This is a genomic window from Mesorhizobium sp. RCAM 05099 (assembly GCF_059683685.1).
Map to the genome: position 1 here is coordinate 2,651,899 of NZ_CM185035.1, position 21,568 is coordinate 2,673,466.

Annotated in this window: 15 protein-coding genes and 1 pseudogene; 8 read left to right on the forward strand and 8 right to left on the reverse strand. The window is 62.6% G+C overall.

Annotation, left to right across the window (positions count from 1 at the left end; translation table 11 throughout):
- Positions 1-89 precede the first annotated feature (89 nt).
- Together AC56QQ_RS13095 and AC56QQ_RS13100 are read right to left on the reverse strand one after the other, a co-directional pair.
- Complete coding sequence (locus AC56QQ_RS13095) at positions 90-395, reverse strand: hypothetical protein (RefSeq protein WP_091581511.1); 306 nt, start codon at positions 393-395, stop codon at positions 90-92.
- A 404-nt stretch (positions 396-799) separates the two neighbouring features.
- Positions 800-3,367, reverse strand: coding sequence for a caspase family protein (locus tag AC56QQ_RS13100; RefSeq protein ID WP_497127720.1), 2,568 nt, complete (start codon positions 3,365-3,367; stop codon positions 800-802).
- A gap of 503 nt (positions 3,368-3,870) precedes the next feature.
- Here AC56QQ_RS13100 and AC56QQ_RS13105 point away from each other — a divergent pair.
- Entirely contained in the window at positions 3,871-5,373 is a 1,503-nt protein-coding gene (locus tag AC56QQ_RS13105; protein WP_497127722.1) for a helicase HerA domain-containing protein, read from the forward strand.
- Between the two features lie 412 nt (positions 5,374-5,785).
- Here the strand turns inward: AC56QQ_RS13105 and bla are convergent, their stop codons facing one another.
- Complete coding sequence (bla, locus tag AC56QQ_RS13110) at positions 5,786-6,775, reverse strand: subclass B3 metallo-beta-lactamase (protein ID WP_497127724.1); 990 nt, start codon at positions 6,773-6,775, stop codon at positions 5,786-5,788.
- A gap of 433 nt (positions 6,776-7,208) precedes the next feature.
- Between bla and AC56QQ_RS13115 the strand changes: the two genes are divergently transcribed.
- Positions 7,209-8,033, forward strand: coding sequence for an NHL repeat-containing protein (locus AC56QQ_RS13115; protein WP_497127726.1), 825 nt, complete (start codon positions 7,209-7,211; stop codon positions 8,031-8,033).
- A complete protein-coding gene (locus tag AC56QQ_RS13120) occupies positions 7,975-10,338 on the forward strand; it encodes an endonuclease/exonuclease/phosphatase family protein (RefSeq protein ID WP_497127728.1) in 2,364 nt (787 codons plus the stop codon). Before AC56QQ_RS13115 ends, AC56QQ_RS13120 begins: the two co-directional genes overlap by 59 nt.
- Before the next feature lie 269 nt (positions 10,339-10,607).
- Here the strand turns inward: AC56QQ_RS13120 and AC56QQ_RS13125 are convergent, their stop codons facing one another.
- The 5 genes from AC56QQ_RS13125 to AC56QQ_RS13145 form a co-directional block, all read right to left on the reverse strand.
- Positions 10,608-11,807 (reverse strand): mandelate racemase/muconate lactonizing enzyme family protein, encoded by a 1,200-nt coding sequence (locus AC56QQ_RS13125; RefSeq protein ID WP_497127730.1) that lies wholly within the window; start codon positions 11,805-11,807, stop codon positions 10,608-10,610.
- A gap of 9 nt (positions 11,808-11,816) precedes the next feature.
- The gene (locus AC56QQ_RS13130; protein ID WP_489862328.1) at positions 11,817-12,143 is read right to left on the reverse strand and encodes an NIPSNAP family protein; all 327 of its coding nucleotides are present in this window, start codon (positions 12,141-12,143) and stop codon (positions 11,817-11,819) included.
- Between the two features lie 103 nt (positions 12,144-12,246).
- Positions 12,247-13,605, reverse strand: coding sequence for a mandelate racemase/muconate lactonizing enzyme family protein (locus AC56QQ_RS13135; protein WP_497127731.1), 1,359 nt, complete (start codon positions 13,603-13,605; stop codon positions 12,247-12,249).
- A gap of 70 nt (positions 13,606-13,675) precedes the next feature.
- Entirely contained in the window at positions 13,676-14,842 is a 1,167-nt protein-coding gene (locus AC56QQ_RS13140; RefSeq protein ID WP_489862326.1) for a mandelate racemase/muconate lactonizing enzyme family protein, read from the reverse strand.
- Between the two features lie 53 nt (positions 14,843-14,895).
- Positions 14,896-15,606 carry a GntR family transcriptional regulator gene (locus tag AC56QQ_RS13145; protein ID WP_497127733.1) on the reverse strand — a complete coding sequence of 237 codons (711 nt, stop codon included), beginning with the start codon at positions 15,604-15,606 and terminating at the stop codon, positions 14,896-14,898.
- A 231-nt stretch (positions 15,607-15,837) separates the two neighbouring features.
- Here AC56QQ_RS13145 and AC56QQ_RS13150 point away from each other — a divergent pair, with 231 nt between their 5' ends.
- From AC56QQ_RS13150 to AC56QQ_RS13170, 5 genes and pseudogenes are all read left to right on the forward strand, one after another.
- Positions 15,838-17,316, forward strand: a complete 1,479-nt coding sequence (locus tag AC56QQ_RS13150) for an ABC transporter substrate-binding protein (RefSeq protein WP_497127735.1) — start codon at positions 15,838-15,840, stop codon at positions 17,314-17,316.
- 77 nt (positions 17,317-17,393) lie between these two features.
- The gene (locus tag AC56QQ_RS13155; RefSeq protein WP_497127737.1) at positions 17,394-18,353 is read left to right on the forward strand and encodes a carbohydrate ABC transporter permease; all 960 of its coding nucleotides are present in this window, start codon (positions 17,394-17,396) and stop codon (positions 18,351-18,353) included.
- Complete coding sequence (locus AC56QQ_RS13160) at positions 18,350-19,240, forward strand: carbohydrate ABC transporter permease (RefSeq protein WP_091581481.1); 891 nt, start codon at positions 18,350-18,352, stop codon at positions 19,238-19,240. The genes AC56QQ_RS13155 and AC56QQ_RS13160 overlap by 4 nt, the downstream gene beginning before the upstream one ends.
- 12 nt (positions 19,241-19,252) lie before the next feature.
- The gene (locus AC56QQ_RS13165; RefSeq protein WP_497127739.1) at positions 19,253-20,350 is read left to right on the forward strand and encodes an ABC transporter ATP-binding protein; all 1,098 of its coding nucleotides are present in this window, start codon (positions 19,253-19,255) and stop codon (positions 20,348-20,350) included.
- Between the two features lie 34 nt (positions 20,351-20,384).
- Positions 20,385-21,547, forward strand: a pseudogene (locus tag AC56QQ_RS13170) (mandelate racemase/muconate lactonizing enzyme family protein).
- The last annotated feature ends 21 nt before the right edge of the window (positions 21,548-21,568 follow it).

The following is a 21,568-nucleotide window of genomic DNA, read 5'->3' on the forward strand; positions in this document are numbered from 1 at the left end:
GCGACGAAGCGCCGATCTCCCCACGTGGGGAGATCGGCGCTTCGTCCTTTTCGCTAATCTTCAGCCATGGCGGTTGGCCTCGCGGCCCCTTAAATCCCCGAGCCGTCGAGTTGCTGGGCGTCGTCGCCTTGCCAAGGCGCCGGCATCGAGGCGCGGCTGAGGTTGGCCGTGGGCAGCGGCATCCAGCATTTCAGCTCCGGCTCGGCGTATTCGATGACGCGTCCGGGTGAGGAATCCGACGCGCGCCAGCCTTCGCTTGCGAACTGGTCGCCGCGCGACCAGTAGGCGAGATCGACTTCCGCCGGCCCCTGTTCGGACGGACGAACCGTGACCAGGATGCGGCTGCCATCCCTCGGCGCCGTCGACATGTGGCGCCACCGTTCGGGCTCGTCCATCGCAATTCCTCCTCGCGCCTGCGCGTCGGGCAAGTCCAGGCCAGCCATGGGCATCCCCGGAAGTGCTCTTCGGGTGAAGTGTCGCCTCGCGATCCGGGCCGGTCAACCCCGGCTTTGCGCCAGTAGACGGGTTTCAGTTGGCGGATCCAGCGCCGGGGCTCGACAGGCACCGTGAAGCTGGCTGTTGCCGCGCGAGAAGAACCAGGGGTGGCGACCGGCGCATACTGAATGGAGAGAACTTGAAGGCGCCGGCCGCCATTGGGGGCGTTGGGGACGCATCACATTGGGGGGTGATGCAGGGTCAGGCTACGCGGATGCCGGATGCCTTCAATCGAAACGCCGGCCCATGGTAAACATCTGGTTACTATCCACAGGCCTTGCACGGGCCGGCGTTGCCGTCCGGTTCATTTCGCCTGGGCGAGTTGCTGCTCCACGAGGTCGAGTTCCTTCCGGTAAAAGCCCTCGAAGCCGGATGAGTAATGCTGCTCGCGGAAGATGTCGCGGGCGGAGATGAAGGCGTCGCGGGCCGCCAGCAGGCTCGCTCTGTCGTGCGTTCTTGTGCCAATGGCGAGCAGGATCTCACCGCGCACCGAATGCGTCTTGCCCCAGATGACCGGCGACTTGTCGCGCGTCAGTTCGGTGAGCGCGAGGTCCATCCGTTCCAGTGCCTTGCGGTAGAGCGGCACGCTGTTTTCGGCATCGCCGATGAAGCGGTAGGCACGGCCCTGGTTGTAGGTGATGGTCGCCCAGGTGAAGGGATCCAGCTTGCGGGTGATCACCTCATGCGCCTTGTCGAAGGCAGCGATGGCCTGCGTGAAACAGTCGGGGCACTTGCCGCGCTGGCCGAGCGACAGGAGCACGGAGCCGAGATTGTTCTGCGTGTTGGCCCAGTCGACCGGCTGCGTTTGCCGGGTGCGGAACTCCAGTACGTCCTGAAAGGCGGCCCGCGATGCTTCCAGTTTCTCCGTGTCGTCCGCGATGTCGCCGAGCTTCTGCAAGGAGACCGCGAGGTTGCCCAGGGCCATGGCCCACTGCATCGGCACCTTGTCGCGGGTCCAGACGGTGAGCGCGGCGTGAAAGGCCTCGATCGCGGCGGTGTAGTTCTTTCGGGCATCACCGGCATCGCCAAGGGCGGTGAACTCGTTGCCGATGTTGTTTTGCAGTCCCGCCCATTCGTCGGGATTGGTCTTCTTCGTGTAGACCTTCGTTGCCTGACGGAAGACCTCCATGGCCTTGGCATAATAGGCCGTGCCGCCGGCGCGCTGGCCCATCAGGTCATAGGCGTTGCCGAGATTGATCAGCACGGTGGCCCACAGCACCGGCGTGCGCTTGCGGGTGAAGATATCAAGCGCGTCCTCGTAGACCTTGATCGCCTGCTCGACACGCGCCGTGCCGTTTTCGCGCGCGGCGAGCGCCGTCAGCGTGATGCCCTCGTTGATGGCGACGCCCGCCGGGCCGCCGGTGAAGACGGTGACGCCGGGCAGCAGCTTGGCCGCTTCATAGACGTCGACCGCCTCCGACAGCGCCGCGTTCTCGCCCTTGATCATGCCCTGGTCGGTCAGCGCGTCGGCCTCGAAGATCTTGTAGATGAAGGCGGTCTTCGGATCCCAGCGCTCGGCCTGGCGGAAGGCGTCCTCGTAGCGCCGGGCGGCGGTGCGATAGTCGAAATTCAGGATTGCGGTGCGGGCATGGTCGGCGAAGGTGTCGGCCAGTTCCAGCCGCCGCTGCCTGATGTTGGCCTCGGCCTCGTCGAGCTGCTTGTCGATCTCCTCGGCGCGGACGCTGGCCCTGGCGCGGAAGGTCAGCGCAAGCTGGATCGCGCCTTCCGATTGCGCGCGGTCGGCAAGGCCGGAAAGCCGAATCAATTCCGGATCCTGCCTGGTTTCGGTGTCGTGCTGGGTGAGGATTTCGCGCAGCTTCTGGGCGCCCGCCGCGAGCTGCGCCTGCAGATCGCCGGGTCCGGCCGATGTGTCGACCCGCAGGGCGCCCAGCATGCCGTAGAGCTGGTCGAGCGGCACTTCATTCTGTGCTGCCACCGTCTCGACCATGGAGCGCTGCTCGGCCGGTGTCGCGGCGATGGTCAGCAGCAGCTTGCGCCGCTCGGAGCGGATCGAGGCCTCGTCGCCGCCGGTCTCTTCCGGCGCCTGGCCGAAATAGAGCAGGCGCCGCAGGCTGGCATTGGTCCATGGCAACTGCCGGCCGCCGGTCTTCACATAGACCTCCTCGGCGACCATGGTCATGACATCGCCGAAAGCGAAGCCGCCGGCGGCGAGATGTTTCAGCAAGGCGGCGGCATAGGGGCTGTTGCCGCCGGGCTCGCCATCGAGCGCCGCATGGCCGGGCTCGGCGGCGAAACCGATCACCTCGCCCAGGCTTTGCGCTGCGCCGGATGCATCGGCCAGCGGTGCGGCGCCGCGCGCCAGATCGAGCCCGGCGGCGGCGACGAGGGCCGCGCCGGACGGGGCGGCAAGCATCGCGCCCGGCGGAAACGGATTGGTGCGGCAGGCGTCGAGCAGCACGATCGCCACCGGCACGCTGGCCTTGAGCTGGGCCAGCAAGGCCGAGACGGGAACCAGCCGGTTCGCCGGATCGGAAAGCGAGGAGGCGTCCGCTTCGACGGGGACAAGATAGTTTTCGCCGCCGGCCTCGATGCCATGGCCGGAATAATAGAGCAGTGCGACATCGGCGCCGGCCGCGTCCTCGACGAAGTGTTTCAGGCCACGCGCCAGGCGGGGACCGTCGCCATCGGGGATCGAGCTGACCTCGAAGCCGAGACTGCCGAGCAACTGGGCGACGGCACGCGCGTCGTTGGCCGGGTTGGGAAGCGCGGGCAGGGACTCGTATCTGGACTCGCCGACGACCAGCGCCACGCCGTGCAACGGCCTGGCGTCTTCAGCGGACGCCGGCCATGCCAGCAGCAGCTGCATCAGCAGCAATGCCGCGAAAACGGTGACGCGATGCCAGCCCGCCATGCACAACCCCGATAAGCCCAGCCCATGCTAACCGGCACAAAGTGGCGGCTCAATGACGGATGTGGGTTGCTTCCAGGCAATCGTTTTCCAGTTCGTGAGGGAGGTCGTCAATTGCCGATCTTGGCGCCGCCCCTCACCTGCCTGCCGGCATCCTCTCCCCGTATAGTGACGGGGAGAGGGGCACCGTCATCGCCGGTTTCGCCAATCACCAGCGTTGCAAGCAGGGCGCCAGCGTTGCGGCGAGCCCCTTCTCCCCGTCACTATACGGGGAGAAGTGCCCGGCAGGGCGATGAGGGACGGCGCTGGCGTTCGAAAAAGGGTGATGGTGAGAATTCGAGCCTGGGCGAGCGCTCTGGATAACCAGTCTGGCAAGCGACTTGCCGACAATCCAGACCGGCAGACGCCATTGGAGCTGTGCGCAACACCGGGCAGGCGGGCATCGGTGCTCGACGGGCTATCCTGGGGTTGATAAGTCCGTGGGCGAAGGAGCCTTGAGTCGAGACATGACCGTTGCGATCGAGATGGGACACACGACCGCCGGCGCCCCGGCGACCCTGGATCTCGAGGAACTGCTGGCGACCCGCCTTCTGGTGCAGGGCAATTCGGGATCCGGCAAATCGCATCTGCTGCGGCGTCTCCTGGAACAGAGCGCCCCCTGGGTGCAGCAGACCATCATCGACCCCGAAGGTGACTTCGTCTCGCTGGGCGACCGTTACGGCCATCTGGTGATCGATGCCGAGGAGCATACCGAGCGCGGCCTGCAGAGCGCCGGCGAGCGGGCGCGCATCCATCGCGTCTCCACCGTGCTCAACCTCGAGGGGCTCGACGCCGAGAACCAGATGCGGCGCGCCGCTGCCTTCCTCGGCGGCCTGTTCGAGGTCGCGCGCGACCACTGGTACCCGATGCTGGTGGTGGTGGACGAGGCGCAGCTGTTCGCGCCGGCGGTGGCCGGCGAGGTTTCGGACGAAGCGCGCAAACTCTCGCTCGGCGCCATGACCAATCTGATGTGCCGTGGCCGCAAACGCGGGCTTGCCGGCATCATCGCCACCCAGCGGCTGGCCAAGCTCGCCAAGAATGTCGCCGCCGAGGCTTCCAATTTCCTGATGGGCCGCACCTTCCTCGATATCGACATGGCGCGCGCGGCCGACCTTCTGGGCATGGAGCGGCGGCAGGCGGAGGCATTTCGTGACCTGGAGCGCGGGCAGTTCATGGCGCTCGGCCCGGCGCTGTCGCGCCGTCCATTGGGCTTGCGCATCGGCCCGACCGATACAAGCCCGCGCAATGGCACGCCGCGCCTGATGGCGATGCCGGAGTCAGCGCTAGAGGACGCGCGCGCGATCATCCTGGCCGCCCCGCCGCCCGAAACCGTGCGGGCGCAGCGCCGGTCGTCGCCGGACCTGCTCGATCAGCTGATGGCGGCCAAGTCGGCGGCGCTGGAAATCCGCCCCGAACCGGCGGAGCCGCAAATCAGCGCCGAGGACCTGGCAGAGCGGCGTGAGCGCGTCGACCGTGTCCTGCGCGCCATCCTGGCGCAGCCCGACGCGGGTTTTCGGGTGATCGGCGTGCTCTATCAGGAGTTCGTGGTCCGCTGCCGCATCGAGGGCTTGGCCTCGGTGGTGCCTGACCTGCCGGAGTTCCGCCGCATGCTGACGCGCGCCCGCGCCGGGCTGGGCTCCGACATGACAGCGGGCGATGACGCCCGGCAGGACGTCTCGGTGCGCGCCTCGCTGCTGCCCGACGACATGCAGGGCGTGTTCATGATGATCGCGCGCGCGGCGAAGGAAGGCTGGCCATGCCCGAGCGACGCCGCCATCGCCCGCGCCTATGGCTCGCACTCGCTGCGCCGCGCCCGGCGCCTCTTGACCTATATCGAGGAGCAGGGCCTCATCGTCTGCCAGCTAGACGGGACCGGAAGGCGCACCGTGACGCTGGTGGAACTCGCCTGGGCGACAGCACCGGGCGATCCCAATGCCGGGGAGGTGGAGCAGGGGAGTTTGGCACTGTGAGGGATAACAGGAAAATACCCTCAAGCCGTGGCAAACGGCAAATGCAGCGCCAAAATCTGCTTTGTGCCAGAAGCGGTCATTGACGAGCAGATGTTCTGATGTCGCCTTTGGGCACGAAGGCGGACTGGCGGCTCCCGGGCCGAAGTTACCGACAAGGAGCCGTGCCGCTGACGACCTCTTTCGGTCATTCAACGGATCCGCCGACAAACTGCTCGACCGAGTCAGACGTCCTTTTCTCCCTCGATGCCCCGTCCTGAACGAAGTAAGCCAAACGCCAAACAGCCGTCGAAACATGACATCCTGCTAGCGGCAGATGGGGTCATTCGCGGCTTTGGCCGCCGCATTCTATCCTTGACGGCCGGTGGACCCGACTCGCAGCTGACGAAAACGGCCAGCTGACTTGGGTTGAACCCTATTTTTTGGTGACCGCCACTCCCAATTCCGAATCGACCTCATCTTCAAATGCGCGCTTCTTGCTGGCGATGAACTCGCGATAACCCTCGGGATCCACCCATGCATTTACCCCCTCGGTGGCGGCGCGCTTGAGCTTGCCTTCCATGTTGAAGTACTCGGTATGGAAGCCAAACCAGATGTCTGGTTTCAGCATCTCGTGAAAATGATGCGTGCGGCGGAAATCATCGGCAATTCCCGGGTAATCGGCCTTCGGACCGACGAGACGATAGCCGGGGTTGAAGCCACCTCCGTCGGGAAAAACAACCTCATAAGTCTTGCCTGCTTCTGTGACGTGCGTGATCCAAGTCGTCGATCCCCGGGTATGTCCGGGCGTGTTGTAGCCAGTCAAAGTGACGTCGCCGAGGCTGACCCGATCGCCGTCACGTAACACGCGATCGACGTGGACCGGGTCCTGTCCCATCACTTCCCAGTCCTTGCCGTAGTGAAAATCGCTCTTGCCGCCGTCCTCGATCATTGCCACGTCTGGCTCCATGATCGCGAGTTGTGCATCGGACAATTTCTTCAGGTAGGCGAATCCGCCTGCGTGATCCGAATGGCCGTGACCATTTATCATGATCTTGATGTCTTCGGGCTTGAAGCCAAGCTTTTTGATGGAGGCCTCGATCATCGGGCCCGATTTGGTATCGCCGGTGTTGAGCAGAATATCCCCCTGAGACGTTACGAAAAGGAACGAACTCAGGCCGCGCGTGCCGACAAAATAAAGCGGCCCGGCAATGTGAAAGGGCTCCTGCGGTTCTTGCCAGTGCAAAAATTTTGTCGCGAGGGTGATGAAGAGCTTGTTGTCCTGGGCCAGTCTTTCCTTGGTGATTCCCTCCTTGGCGATATCCTCGGCAGTGAGTTTCTCTTCGCTGGAGATGTCTTGAGCCATCGCGATGCAAGAGATCATTGAAAAGCAAGCTATTAGAATGGAAAGCGGCATTTTGAACATGATCTTCCCCTTTCGGAGTACGTGAAGCATGATCGTGTTTGTGCCAGCGGGATCATCGCGTCCCGGACTATTCGCGATGCAATCATACCAGAGTATATAGCTCGGGACGAGTACACGCTCGATGGCATTGAAGTTCAGCAAACAACGCGAATGCTTGGCGAGGCAGTAGTGCTGGACCACGCTCGGAGCGACCACGCGCGTGGCTTAACCTCCAGCTGCGCGCACCGGGCTCTGTGAACTGGGCCTAGACGCAGGGCCTAAAGACGCCGACATCAACCATCATTGACTGGGATCGGCTTCAGCCGCACATTTAGTCTCGCCTGTCTCAGTGAGCTGTTTCACACCGGTGTCTTGCTGGTTGCAGTATTCAATGGCAACCAGGGCTGGAGAGTCATCGACTGGCAGCTGGAACAACCGCGGCTGGGATTATGAGATGGCTAGACTTGCTGTTTCCGACCTGAGGCGAGGAGTTTCAATCCTCCAGGCGAATCCGTCCGATCCCCCGGCTGATGTGCCGGCGCCCGCTGGTTTCGGCCTTCCGTATGGCTTGGCCCGCATTCCGGACGGACGGTTGTTGACAGCCGACCGCAGCCAAAGCCGGATCATCGCCTGCGCCGAAGACGGCACGAATTGGGAAAGTTTCGGGTCGCAGGGTGCCGGGGTAGGCCAGTTTCAAAACCCGATGGGAGTTGCCGTCTCCGACGAGGGACGGATTTTCGTCGCCGATACCGGCAATTTCCGAATAGTCGCCATGGATGCCTTTGACGGAACCGGTTGGCACACTTACGGCCAGAAAATTGCCGCAGGCTCGGTCGGGCCGGGCAGGTTCGCAGGTCCGGCCTGCATCCAGCACGGACCGGGTGGGCTGGTAGTGGCGGATCCAGCGGCGGCGCGTATCGTGCAGCTTGCTCAGCTCGACGATGCTTCTTGGGATGTGAGTTCGCAGGGCACGTTCCGAAATCCCGCCGCGGTCGCCGTGCTGCCCGACGGTACGATCATTGTGGGAGACCTGACACGCGAAGGACTATCCATCATGGCCTCGCCGTCAGGCGGGATCACGGAGACGATCCTCGGGGATGTCCTGCGCTATCCGGCGGCACTTGCCGTGACAAGCGCGGATTCCTTGGCTGCATTCTGCCTTCCTACGCTTGCGCTCTGCTCAGTTGTTCGCGACGCCTCGGGCTGGAATGTGTCCCTCGATGCCAGGCTCGATCAAGTCGGCATTCGCCGGCCAACCGCCCTCTGCCAGCTACCTTGAGGACAAGATGAGCGCGTCGATCAGAGTTCTGACCTACAATGTCCAGATGCGGTCGTGGGCCATGGAAGCCGGCGCGCAAGGATCCCTGACGCCATACGAGAACGTCGAGGACCGCGCCAAGCTAATCTCGAAGAGGGTTCTCGGCAGCGAATGGGACTACGACGTCTTGTGCTTCCAGGAAGTATTCGACGAGGACGGACGCGATGCGTTGATCTCGCATCTCAAGGGCAAATACCCGTTCCGCGTCGAGAAGGCGCAAGGTGACTCGGTTTCAACCGTGTGCGCGACGCTTTTGGGTGTTGCCGGCTATGCGGCGACCATTCCCGGCGGCGCCGCGCTGTCGATTGTCGCAGGCGTCATCGGACTGATCCTTATCCCTTTCAGCAAGTTCGAAGACTCGGGTCTGATGATTTTCAGCCGCATTCCGTTCGACGGCATACCGGTCCCAGCCGAGTTGCAGGACATTGTTGGACAGGACAAGATCCCCATCGTCGCGTTCGTGGAATACGAAGACTCGGTTTGGGACGATTCCGCCGCCTCCAAGGGAGTGCTGTACGCCAAGCTCGTGCAGGATGGGAAAGCATTCCATCTGCTGAACAGCCACACACAGGCCGACGCGACCGACAATGTCGAGGCACACAAGGACATACGCCGCAAGCAGCTCAACCAGGCCTTCGATCTCATCAAAACAATGACGGGCAACGTCGAGGATGCCGAGATCCTGATGTGCGGCGACCTCAACATCGACGGTATGAGCCATCCGACCACTGGTTTCCGGCAGGAGTGGACCGAGCGCTTCGACACGCCCGGCGCCCCTTTCACGAAGGTGCTGCACGACTCGTGGATGCACGAACAGTCGCCGGGCGACGTGCGCCTCGGCATGCTGACTTTGCCTGATTGGTTCGACCGGGGAATGACGGTGCACAACCAGCGACTCGACTACGCGTTGCGCGGCCGTGGCCCACTGAACGGACGGCGGGCGATGCAGCATATGTGCATCGCCTATGACATTGCGACAGACGCGACGAATCCGACGTCCTATGTTAGCGACCATCTTCCGGTCCGCATCGATCTCGACCTTGACCGACCCTTCGCGTCGATCGCCACGTCCGAGCAGATCAACATGCCGATCGGAAGCGGCGACAAGATATTCAACGGCTTCCTCGTTGAAGGCCAGATGCACTGGATCTGCATCAAGGATCCCGGCGGCTATGCGATCGACCTTACGCTCGGCGGCCCCGACGTGAGGATGGACATCTTCACCGCCGACAATCTTTCGGTTCCGGTGAAACCATTCAGCATCCAGGACGAAGGCGGGCCGCGCCAGGAAAAGATGACGCGCTTCGCATTGCCACTTGCTCCGTTCCTCATCCGCATCGCCCATCCAAGTCGGCGCGGCGAACGACGCTACAGGGTGCGCGTCCATCGCTATGCTGGCACGAGCCGCCTGGACGCCATTCCCCTGCAGCGCAACGTGCCGTTTGTTGCCCAAGCCAAGGTCGGTGCACCGCACTCGCTAAATGACCCGTCCACGCCCGATTTCGATGAGATGGACACGGTCTGGTTCTGCGCGGCGCTCGACACCGAGCCGGATGGCAGCCTGAACGCCAACTCGACCATATCTATAAGCAATTCGGACATGGATGCATTCGGCCTGCTCGTGGTCGCTTCCAAGCCCGGATCGACCGACTTGGCTCTATTGGACAAAGTGGATGCCGGTCCTGCTGTCGTCTCTCAGGTAGGCTATGACCGCCCGCTGAACGGCTATTTTCTGGCGCAACGTCGCGATCCAAGCTTTACTGCAGAGCGCTTCACCATCACGCTGAAGTCGAACGTCAGCTACCTCTACGGCAACCCGAACAACGCCGGCTCCCGCGCCCGGACGATGGCGCGCCTTTTCTGCCGCGACGAGACGGACGGCTTCCTGGGAAGCGAGGCTGGTTCCGATGACATCCAGATCAATGTCAGCGTTGGTGGTCAGCTTCGCGTTCATATCCCAAACAGCGACGAATTGGAGTTCGACGACGATTCGTTCCGCGACCTGCCTCAGATCAACATGGTTCGGTACATCGATTCGGCCGAATTCGAGTTGGTCGAACTGGACGACCTCAGCCCGGCTGACCGGACGTCAATCCAGATACCTTCCTTCGACATGCTGGCCAACACGGATAAAGTTCTGGAGGGAATAGGGGCCAGTCTCACAGTTCAGCTTTCCCTGGTCTTCAACCCGGCTGAAGACGACGATGACGACGATGACGGGGTATACGACCTTCAGATCACCGTATCGTGCGAGCCGCCCCCATAATTGGCGGCGAGTTTCCGTCTTTACCCCATAGACCGTCATCCCGCGGTAATCGCGGAGCGTTCGCTTCTGGGCGCGATCAAAGTTCAACTGAATGTCGGACTTGAGGCGCATTGCCGCCGGCACCATTGGGGCCGGGTGCAGACCGTCGACTTCAAGACGCGAATGAGTCCGAGGCGGGTGTTGAGGCACCCCGCCTGCATAGCCGTGAATGACCCGAAGCGGTCCTTGCGGATGCCAATTTGCTGCGGGGTGGCGGAAGAAAGATAAGTTCAGTCGAAGAAGCCCGCATCCTCTTCCCTGAGATACTTCCTGGCGGCTTCGGCGTCGATATCGAGGCCCAGCCCCGGCGCTTCCAGCAGGTCCACCATGCTGTCCTTCACGATCTGGGGCGGCAGGCCGATTACGAGGTCCTCCCACCAGGGGTCGGAGGCGCTCGGGTATTCGAAGGCGACGTAGTTGGCGGGCAAGGTGGCGCAGACATTGATCAGCGCGCCGAGACCGAGCAGGCCGTTCGCGGTGCCGTGCGGCGCCATCAGGATCGAGTGCATGTAGGCATGCTCGGCGACCCATTTGAGCTCGGCGATGCCGCCAATATCGGCGGGATCGGGGCCGATGACGCGCACCGCCTGCGTCTCGATCAGCTCCTTGAAATTGTGCCGCAGGTAGATCTGCTCGCCGGTGTGGATTGGCGTCGAGGTGGAGGTGGTCAGCTCCCGATAGGCCTGCGGATTGACCCACGGCACATAATCGCCGGTCAGCATGTCCTCCAGCCACATCAGATTGTACTTCTCGACCGCGCGAGCGAACTTGATCGCATCGGGCAGCATCCAGCCCGGGCCGCAGTCGAGCGCCAGGCTGACCTTGTCGCCCAGCACTTCCTTCATCGCGATCACGCAGTCGAGCATGTGATTGAAGCCGCGCTCGCTGATCACGCCCTGATCCATGGCACCGTGATAGCCGGCCTTCTTCTGCGTCACGCCGTAGTGGAAGCCGTCGACGGTGTCCTTCATGTTGGAGTGGAACGAGATTCCTTGCTTGACCATGAAGAAGTTCTGCGGCTGCTCCATCATCCATTTGACGTCGGCGGCATAGTCCTCCGGCCGGTCACCGGTGCGCTTCTGGCGGATCGAGCCATTGTAGACGCGCACCTTGTCGCGCACCTTGCCGCCAAGCAGTTTGTAGGCCGGAACGCCCGCCGCCTTGCCGGCGATGTCCCACAGCGCATGCTCGATGGCGGAGACGGCGGCGCCATAGGGCTTGAACGAACCGCGCTGGCGGATCTTCAGCATGACCCGCTCGACGTCGGTCGGATCCTCGCCGATCAGCGCCTCGCGGAAATGCAGCACGAAGGGCTTGAGGTAGGTCTTGGTGAACTCGACTTCGCCAAGGCCATAAAGGCCCTCGTCGGTCACGATGCGGACGATGGGATGCTTGCCGATGACGGCGCAGCGGAGGTCGGTGATCCTCATGGCGCGGTCCTATTTCACAGACGAGAAAGCTGTCGGCGTGAGCAGCTGGCTGCTGATATTGGCAATGATCTGCCCGTCGCGCTCAGACTCGTCCCGGGCCCTGTGCCATGCCGGATCGGTGACGAAGGCCGCCCATTTCGCCTCACGCTCGGCCAGCGATTCCCAGGCGAGGAAATAGGTGAGGCGATTGCTGTTTTCGCCGATCGTCGTGGTGAAGAACCCGGCTTGGCGGATGCCATGCCTCTCCCAGATGGCCAGCGTCTGGTCGGAAAAGCGCTTGAGCAAAGCCGGCAGCCTGCCCGGCAGGCAGTCATAGATACGCAGTTCGTAGATCATGGTTTCGTCCGTTTCTTTCTTTGCCTCTCCCTTGGGAGAGGTCGACACGAATGCTCGGTCGTTGGCCCTGTGGGCCTGGGGGAATGAGGGAAGGGGGTCTGGGCTAACTCCAGGTCCGGTCCCAGCTATATTCATTGTCCCAATGCTCGGTGGATTGCCATATCCCCGTGACACCCGGTTGCAGGTGCAGCGAGATTACCTCGTCGACCACGTCGTCGATCCCCAGGCCCGGCTTGTCCGGAACAGTGATAAAGCCGTCCTTAACGAGCGGCTTGGGCAGGCCGGTGACGATATCGTCCCACCAGTCGACATCGGCGGAATGGTATTCGAGCGCCATGAAGTTCTCGGTCGCGGTGGCGACATGTGCGGCGGCCATGGCAGCGATCGGGCTTTCTGCCATGTGGATCGCCATGGCGACGCCGTGGTCCTGCGCCATATCACCGATCTTCTTGGTCTCGAGGATGCCGCCGCTGGTGAGCAGGTCCGGGTGGATGACCGAGAGGCCGCCGCTCCTGAGCAAAGGCTCGAACCCCTCCTTGAGGTAGATATCCTCGCCGGTGCAGATCGGCACCGTGGTGGCGTCCTGCAACTGTCGGTACTGCTCGGTGTATTGCCAGGGAATCACATCCTCGAGCCAGGCAGGGACGTATTTCTCGATACGGCGCGACAGGCGTATGCCGTCCTGCAGCGAGATGTGGCCGACATGGTCGATGGCGAGCGGGACCTCGTATCCGATGACCTCGCGAACCTCGTGGATATACTGCTCGAGCAGGTCGATCCCCTTTTCGGTGAAATGCAGGCCCGTGAACGGGTGCTGCACGTTCTGCGCATCGTAAGCGAGATTGCGAGCCTTGCGCTCCTCGAGGGTGCCGCCACGGCCGCGTGGATTGGCGTGAAACCCTTCGAGCACGCCGGCGGGCGCGACCACGGCGCCCGGGACATGGGCGATCTGCATCAAGCCCAGGTCCATCTTGAGGAAGGTGAAACCGCGGTTCATGCGCTCCTTGAGGCGCTTTCCGGTTTCGGTGCCGCTCGGTTTCTCGGCGTCGGTATCGCAATAGACGCGCACCTTCTCGCGAAACTTGCCGCCGAGCATCTGGTAGACAGGGACGCCATAAGCCTTGCCGGCGAGATCCCACAAGGCGATCTCGACCGCCGAGACGCCGCCGCCTTGCCGGCCATGCCCGCCGAACTGCTTGATGCGGCGAAACAGGCGATCGATATCGCAAGGGTTCTCGCCAAGCAGCCGGCTCTTCAGCATCAGCGCGTAAGTGGCGCTGGCGCCGTCGCGCACCTCGCCAAGCCCGACGATGCCCTGGTTGGTGTAAATCTTGAGCAGCGCCGAGGTGAACGGCGCGCCGACGATCTCGGCTACCCGCATGTCGGTGATGCGAAGCTGGGAGGGCTTGGAGTTGGTGTTCACCCGATTGAGCGCCGCGTCGGCTCCACCCGTCTTTGGCATGACTTATCCTCCTTCTGGTGGCTTCTGGTGGCGAGGCTTGTCGCCCGCACGCTGGCGGCACAGAGCGTTGTTAGCCCAGCTCAATCTCGTGGGCCTGCAGGTACTCGCGGTTCATCTCAACGCCGAGACCAGGCTTCGACGTCAGCTTGAGGCTGCCGTTCGAAACGTCGAGCGGTGTGTCGATCAAGTGATCGTATTTGCCCAGGTTCCACTCCGACGTTTCGAGTTTGTAGAAGTTGGGAACGGTCATCATCACCTGCGCTCCCGCAACCACGTTGATCGGTCCCGCGGCGTCATGCGGCGAAACCGGGATGTAGTAGGCTTCGCACAGGGCGGAAATCTTCTTGAGTTCGGTAATGCCGCCGGTCCAGGTGACGTCAGGCATGATGTAGTCGGCGAGCTTGTTTTCGAGCACCGGCACGAAATCCCACTTGGTGTGGCCGCGTTCGCCCCACGAGATCGGGGCACTGACCTTGTCACGAACCTGCTTGAGGGCGTTCAGGCTCTCGGGCGGGCAAGGCTCCTCGAACCAGTCGATCTGGCCGGCTTCCTCGAGGCTCCGACAGAGGCGAATGGCGGTGGGAACGTCGAAGCGGCCATGCGCATCGATCAGAATATCGACATCGGGCCCCGCCGTTTCACGGATCAGCGCCGTGAGTTCGGCGGCCTCGCGCTCGTCCTTGCGGGTCATGCTGCCATCGAGATAGCCGTCGCGCTGTTCGCGGGACAGGCCATCGGCGGTGCGGCCCTGGTGCGGGAAAGGATCGAACTTGAGCGCGGTGTGTCCGGACTCGACGATGTCCAGGATTTCGCGGACCACAGCCTCCTTGCTGGTGAACTTGGCCTGGTTGGGATGGGTGTAGAGCGCGATTTCCTCGCGTACCGGTCCGCCCAGCAGCTCGTAAATCGGCTGGCCGAGGACTTTGCCGCGGATGTCCCAGAGGGCTATATCGATGGCGCTCACGCATTCGACGGCGGCGCCGCGGCTGCCCATATAGGTGAAGCTGCGGAAAATCTTGTGCCACAGATGCTCGATCCGCGCTGGATCCTCGCCGGTCACGGCGGCACCGATCTGCCGCAGGATCGTGCAGAGAGCGCGGTTGGCGAGCTTGGTGGTGGTGGTGATCTCTCCCCAGCCACTCACCCCCTCATCGGTCGTCACTTCGACGAACAGGTACTCTCCCCAATAAGAAGCATCGGATTTGATCAGCCACGGCCGAATGCTCGTGATTTTCATCTCTCAACTACCTTTATCTGATGGTCAGGCTAACGATGTCCTGAGGGGAAATTCTATCCGGCCCGAGCGGCGTTGCGCGCACGCATCTGTTCGAGAACATGCCGGCCGGAACCCTCGACATGACGGGAAATGAGTTCGGCGGCCTTGTCTGCCTCTCCCGCCTTGACGAGGGCGATGAGTTCGCGGTGCTCGCGCATGATCGCGGCACGCCGTGCGAGCGTGAAATTGAAACGACGGCTCACGGCTCGCAGCACTTCGCGATGCTTCCACCAAAGCTCGGCGGCATGGCGGTTGTAGTGCCGCTGGTACATCACCGTGTGGAAGGCGGTATCCAGCTCGCTGTGCCTGAACGTGTCGGCGAAGTTGTTTTCTTCGATCAGGCCCTGGAGACGTTCGAGTTCGGCGATGTCCTCGCTGGTGGCCATGTTCACGAACCATCGCGTCAGGGACGGCTCGATCAGAACACCGATCTCGTAGATATCCCGGACAAAATCCTGATCTATGGGCCGGACGCGCGCCCCGCGGTTGGCGACAAAGGTGACAAAGCCCTCTCCGCGTAGCAACTGCAAGGCCTCGCGGACGGGGTTGGTCGAGGTGCCGTGACGCCGGGCGAGGTCGGTGACCACAAGCCGTTCGTTGGCGGCGAGCCGCCCCTCGATGATGTCTTCCCTGATCCGTTCATAAAGCGAGGCGCCCTCGCTGGAGGCCCCGATAGGGTCAATCCCCGCCGGTGGCTTGGCTTTAAAATAACTTGTTTCGGCCAAGGCCCCGGCTCCCCAATTAATACATACTCTGCCCGATATCACACACGGTTTTCACAAACAATGTACGATCTAACGCGTTGACAGGCAATCTACGATCTGAAAACGTACGAAGTGATCGAAGGGATACATCGAAAGGAAACGTTGAGCAGAAAGACGCGTCCCCGCGGTTGAACAAGCAAGGACCGCTCGCCTCGATGCAGAGCGGCATGGGAGAGAACCTGGAGGATACCTATGACGAGGATTACACTCGGCGGTGCCGTCCTGCGCGGCACTGTCTCCGCTGCTTTAATGGTATCGCTTATGTCCGCGTCGGCGCTGGGTGCGGCGCCGGTCGATTTGAGCAAGTGGTCGCCGGAATATGTGCGCTCCATTGCGGGCACACAGGATTTTGATACGGCGGCCGATTGCGGCAAGGTCACCCCGCTCGACTACAAGGGGCGGCTGACTTTCTGGTATCAGGGCGTGTTCGAAGGCGACCCCGATCTCCTGCGCCAGTATTACAAGGAGTTCTTCGAGACCTTCCGCAAGACCTATCCGAACATCCAGCTCGAGGAACAGGCGCTCACCTACAACGACCTTCTCGACAAGTTCCGCACGGCGCTCCTGGGCAATGCCGCGCCGATGGCGGTGCGCCTGCAAATCCTGGGCGGTACCGAGTTCGCCGCAAAGGGCTATCTGCAGCCGCTGAAGCCCGAGGACGTGGGGTATTCGACCGAGGACTTCTGGCCCGGCGCCTTGAAAGCCGTGACCTGGGACGGGGTGAGCTACGGCATTCCGACCAACAACGAGACGATGGCGTTCATCTGGAACGCCGACATCTTCAAGCGCGCGGGCCTCGACCCGGACAAGGCTCCGGCAACCTGGGACGACGTCGTCAAGTATTCCAAGCAGATCCACGACAAGCTCGGCATTGCCGGCTACGGCCTCGTGGCCCGCAAGAATGCCGGCAACACCCCGTACCGCTTCATGCCGCAGCTGTGGGCCTATGGCGGCGGCGTCTTCGACGAAGCCACCGCGAGCCCGACCTACAAGGAGGTTCAGCTCGACAGCCCGCAGAGCAAGGCGGCGCTGCAAGCCTCCTACGACATGTATGTTCGCGACAAGTCGGTTCCGGTTTCGGCACTCACCAACCAGCAGGCCGATAACCAGCCGCTGTTCCTCGCCGGCCAGCTCGGCATGATGATCTCGCACCCGTCCGACTACAACGTCATGCTCGACCTGCAGAAGAAGGCGACGGGCACCGACAAGGACAAGGCGCAGACCGTCATCGACAACATGCGCTACGGGCTGATTCCGACCGGGCCCGACGGCAAGCGCGCCGTCGTCTTCGGCGGCTCGAACATTCACATCCTGAAGCCCGAATATGTCGAGGGCGGCAAGGTGGACGAGCCGGCTGCGAAGGCCATCATCTGCATGTGGACGAGCCCTGAATGGTCGCTCAAGATGGCCTACGCCGGCTCGAACCCGGGCAACCTCAACGGCTTCAAGACCAAGTGGATGAAGGAACGCCTGGACAGCATCAAGTTCCTTGATGTCACGACCTCGATGCTGCCTTACGGCATCCCGTTCCCAGCGCTGCCGCAGTCTCCCGAGATCATGAACATCATCATCCCGGACATGCTGCAGAATGCCCTGACCGGCGCGATGACCGTCGATCAGGCAGCGGACGACGCGGCCCAGAAGGTAAAAGACCTGATGGGCGGACTCTAGTCCGAGCCGGACCCACGATCTGACCGGCTGCGCCGAAGGTGCGGCCGGTTCGTTCCGAAGAACAAGGGCACGCCACAGTGACGATCGTGACCGGCAAGACCGAGGCTCGCCGAAGATTGCAACCCGGTATGTCCGGCGTGCCGCGGAAGATCTGGGAGCATCGCGCTGACTACGCGTATGTGCTGCCTGCGATCGCCATTATGCTCATCGTGATCGCCTATCCGATCTACTACACGATCGAGCTGTCGTTTTTCAGTACGCCGCCCGGCCTGCAACTCCGCGACAAGACCTTCATCGGCTTCGACAACTACACGGCCATCCTGACCAGCGCGGTGTTCTGGAAGGTCACCTGGAACACCCTGATCTGGACGGTGGGATCCACCTTGATCTCCTTTGTCCTGGGGTTCGCCGCCGCGCTGGCGCTCCACCGCGACTTCATCGGCCGTGGCGTCCTGCGCGCTATCCTGATCATTCCTTGGGTCATCAGCGCGGTCGCCGCCTCCTATATCTGGAAGTGGATCTACCATTCGGACTTCGGCATCATCGGCGCGGTGCTGGTCGGCCTCGGATTGGCCGATCGGCCACCGAATTTCATCGACAGCGTCAGCACGGTGCTGCCCTCCCTGATCGTCGTCAATATCTGGCGCGAATTTCCGTTTGCCATGATCATGATGATGGCCGGCCTGCAGACAGTCCCCGACCAGTTGCTGCGCGCCGCCAAGGTCGACGGGGCCAATGCGTGGCAGCGCTTCTGGCACGTCACCTTCCCACATCTGAGCAATGTCTCGACAGTGACGATCCTGCTGCTCGCAGTCGCCAACTTCAATTCCTTCATCATCCCCTGGATCATGACCGGCGGCGGGCCGTCGAACGCATCGCATATCTGGATCACCCACATTTATGAGCTTGCCTTCGGCCGGCAGCGCTGGGGGGTGGCATCGGCCTATTCGGTGCTCCTGTTCCTCATCCTGATGACGCTGGGCTACTTCTACGTCCGTGCGCTGAGCGGCAACGAGCGGAAAGAGGGGGGCGCATGAGCACGATTGCCGAGACAGCCCCGCGAGGCCAGACCCGCCGCCGCATGCGCGTCGACGGATGGCGGTGGGCCGGGCGCATCTTCCTCGTGTTCATGCTGCTTTACACCGCGTTGCCGATGATCTGGATGCTGATCACTTCGATCAAGTCCGGATTCGCGGCGATGCAATTCCCGCCGCAATGGTGGCCTGACGAGCCTACCCTTGCCAGCTACCAGAAGCTGCTCGATCCGCAGAACAGCGTCGGCCAGGACTTCCTCCGCTTCTTCTGGAACAGCCTTTACGTCTCGACCGTCACGACAATCCTGTCGGTGATCGTGGCTGTCCCCGCGGCCTACGCGTTTTCGCGCTTCACTTTCCCGGGCCGGAACTTCCTGTTCTTCGCCGTGCTGCTGCGCAACATGTTCCCGGCGGTGATCTTTCTGGTGCCGCTTTTCATCCTGATGCGCGCGCTCGGGCTGGTGAACACGCATGGCTCGCTGATCTTGACCTATCTCACCTTCGGCCTGCCGCTGGCGATCTGGCTGCTCAAGGGCTTCTACGACAACATCCCGGTGCAGCTCGAGCAGGCGGCGCGCATCGATGGGGCAACGCGGTTCCAGGCCTTCATCCTGATCGTGATGCCGCTCTCGACGCCTGGAATCATCGCCACGGCGATCTATTCCTTCATCGGCGCGTGGAACGAGTACATCTACGCCTACACCTTCCTCTCCAAGAACGAACAGTTGACGCTGCCGGTCGGCATCCAGCGCTTCTTCTCGGAAAATACAACGGACTTTCCAGGCCTGATGGCGGCCAGCTTCATGATGAGCGTGCCCGTCGTGGTGCTGTTCCTCGTCCTGCAACGATACTTCGTACGCGCCCTTACGGAAGGCGCGGTCAAGCATTAGGGAGTCCCGCCGATGGCCCACGTGGTCCTCAAAGATCTCGTCAAGACCTATGGCAATTTCAAAGCTGTCAACAACGTCTCGCTGACGGTCAATGACGGCGAGTTCGTTGCGCTCGTCGGCCCTTCAGGCTGCGGCAAGACAACCACGCTCAATCTTGTCGCCGGGCTGATCCCGATCACATCGGGCGACATCGTCATCGGGGACCGGGTGGTCAACGACCTCGACCCCAAGGACCGGGACATCGCGATGGTGTTCCAGAACTACGCGCTCTATCCGCAGAAATCGGTTTACAAGAACCTGGCGTTCCCGCTGCAGATGCGCAAACTGCCCAGGGACGAGATCGACAAGAAGGTCAGGGAAGCGGCGCGCGTGCTCGACATGACGCAGCTGCTCGAGCGCAAGCCACGCGAACTTTCGGGCGGGCAACAGCAGCGCGTGGCCCTGGGCCGCGCCCTCGTTCGAGATCCGGCGGTGTTGCTGATGGACGAACCGCTCTCCAATCTCGACGCAAAGCTGCGCGTGCAGATGCGGTCCGAAATCAAGCGGTTCCATCAGGACCTCAAGGCGACCATCATCTATGTGACGCACGACCAGCTCGAGGCCGTGACCATGGCCGACAGGATGGCCGTGATGAACGGCGGCTATCTGCAGCAATACGATTCGCCGGCGCAAGTTTTCGCCCATCCCGTCAACATGTTCGTCGCGAGCTTCATAGGCAGCCCGGCGATGAGCCTTATTCCGCTGGAAGCATCGACGGCAAACGGCAACACCGTTCTGACGAGCGCGGAAGGCTGGAGCCTCGAGCTGTCGCAACTCAACGCGCGCAAGGTCCAGAAAGCGACCACCAGGAAGGTCGTGCTCGGTGCGCGACACTCGACGATCAAGCTGCACAAGAGCGCGGTCCCCGGTGCCATTCCGGCCAAGGCCTATACGGTGGAACCAACCGGAGACGTCACCTTCGTGCAGGCGTTCCTCTCCGGCGCCATCGTCAACATCAGCGTGTCCCCCAACATCGCCGTCAAACCCGACGAGCAGATCTGGCTCGAGTTCGACCAGGAGCGGATACACCTGTTCGACGGCGAAACTGAAATGGCTCTCGAGGCCTCCTGAGACAGGGTGGATGCGTTTGGGACGGGGGGCGTGGATGACGACGAGGCTCAAGATCACCGCGATCAAGCCTTATCCAGTGTGGGTGGGAACGCGCAACCAGATGCTGGTCAAGGTCGAGACCGACCAGGGCATCTTCGGCTGGGGGAGAGCGGCTTGAGCGGCCGCGAGAGGGCCGTGGCCGGCGCGGTCGAGCACTATCGCGAGTTTCTCATCGGCCGCGACCCGATGCAGATCGGCCGGATCTGGCAGGAGCTCTATCGCAGCCAATACTTCGAAGGCGGGCGCGTTCTGCAGGCGGCGATTTCGGCCATCGACATCGCGCTGCACGACATCAAGGCCAAGGCGCTGGGGGTGCCGGTCCATGAACTGCTGGGCGGCAAGCAGCGCGACCGCGTCCCCACCTTCGCCTCGACCGGTGACGAGGCCGAGGGCGATGTTGCCATCGAGCGAGCCCGCGAGCTGCACGAACAGGGGTGGCAGGCGATCCGCTTCTTTCCCTTTGGGCAAAACAGCAAGGACATCTTCGAGCCGCGCGAGTCGATCGGCGCGACCGCGAGGATGCTGAACAAGGCACGCAAAGCGCTGGGCGACGACGTGGTCCTCGGCCTCGACTACCATCATCGGCTGTCGGTGGCAGAGGCGGCGAGCTTCTGCAACAAACTCGGCCGCGGCGTTCTCGATTTCCTCGAGGAGCCGATACGCGACGAGACACCGGAGGCCTACGAATCCCTGCGGACGATGACCGACATTCCCTTTGCCATCGGCGAGGAATTTGCCAGCAAGTGGCAGTTCCTGCCCTACATCGAGCGCGGCATCCATCAGTTCAACCGGCTCGATGTCTGCAATGTCGGCGGGCTCACCGAGGCGATGAAGGTCGCCGGCTGGAGCGAGGCGCACTATGTCGACCTGATGCCGCACAATCCGCTTGGTCCAGTGTGCACGGCCGCGACCGTGCATCTCGCCGCCGCGGTCCCCAACTTCGCGTGGCTGGAGACCAGGGTGCCCGAAACAAAGCTGGGCTTCGACAATTCCGACTTCTTCCCCGTGCAACCACGGCTCGACGGGACCGACTATCCGGTCGGCGATCTGCCGGGGCTCGGCGTCGAGGTCAACGAAGCGGCTGTCCAGGCGCAGAGCTTGCGTTTCTGGGAAGCGCCTCACCTCAAGCGCCGCGACGGTTCCGTCACGAACTGGTAGTTCCCTTTCAACCGGAGTCCG

Bases quoted from the DNA above. Each gene is read 5' to 3' on its own strand.
- AC56QQ_RS13095 (WP_091581511.1), bottom strand. From the start codon at position 395: ATGGACGAGCCCGAACGGTGGCGCCACATGTCGACGGCGCCGAGGGAT.
- AC56QQ_RS13100 (WP_497127720.1), bottom strand. From the start codon at position 3,367: ATGGCGGGCTGGCATCGCGTCACCGTTTTCGCGGCATTGCTGCTGATG.
- AC56QQ_RS13105 (WP_497127722.1), top strand. From the start codon at position 3,871: ATGACCGTTGCGATCGAGATGGGACACACGACCGCCGGCGCCCCGGCG.
- bla (WP_497127724.1), bottom strand. From the start codon at position 6,775: ATGTTCAAAATGCCGCTTTCCATTCTAATAGCTTGCTTTTCAATGATC.
- AC56QQ_RS13115 (WP_497127726.1), top strand. From the start codon at position 7,209: ATGGCTAGACTTGCTGTTTCCGACCTGAGGCGAGGAGTTTCAATCCTC.
- AC56QQ_RS13120 (WP_497127728.1), top strand. From the start codon at position 7,975: ATGCCAGGCTCGATCAAGTCGGCATTCGCCGGCCAACCGCCCTCTGCC.
- AC56QQ_RS13125 (WP_497127730.1), bottom strand. From the start codon at position 11,807: ATGAGGATCACCGACCTCCGCTGCGCCGTCATCGGCAAGCATCCCATC.
- AC56QQ_RS13130 (WP_489862328.1), bottom strand. From the start codon at position 12,143: ATGATCTACGAACTGCGTATCTATGACTGCCTGCCGGGCAGGCTGCCG.
- AC56QQ_RS13135 (WP_497127731.1), bottom strand. From the start codon at position 13,605: ATGCCAAAGACGGGTGGAGCCGACGCGGCGCTCAATCGGGTGAACACC.
- AC56QQ_RS13140 (WP_489862326.1), bottom strand. From the start codon at position 14,842: ATGAAAATCACGAGCATTCGGCCGTGGCTGATCAAATCCGATGCTTCT.
- AC56QQ_RS13150 (WP_497127735.1), top strand. From the start codon at position 15,838: ATGACGAGGATTACACTCGGCGGTGCCGTCCTGCGCGGCACTGTCTCC.
- AC56QQ_RS13160 (WP_091581481.1), top strand. From the start codon at position 18,350: ATGAGCACGATTGCCGAGACAGCCCCGCGAGGCCAGACCCGCCGCCGC.
- AC56QQ_RS13165 (WP_497127739.1), top strand. From the start codon at position 19,253: ATGGCCCACGTGGTCCTCAAAGATCTCGTCAAGACCTATGGCAATTTC.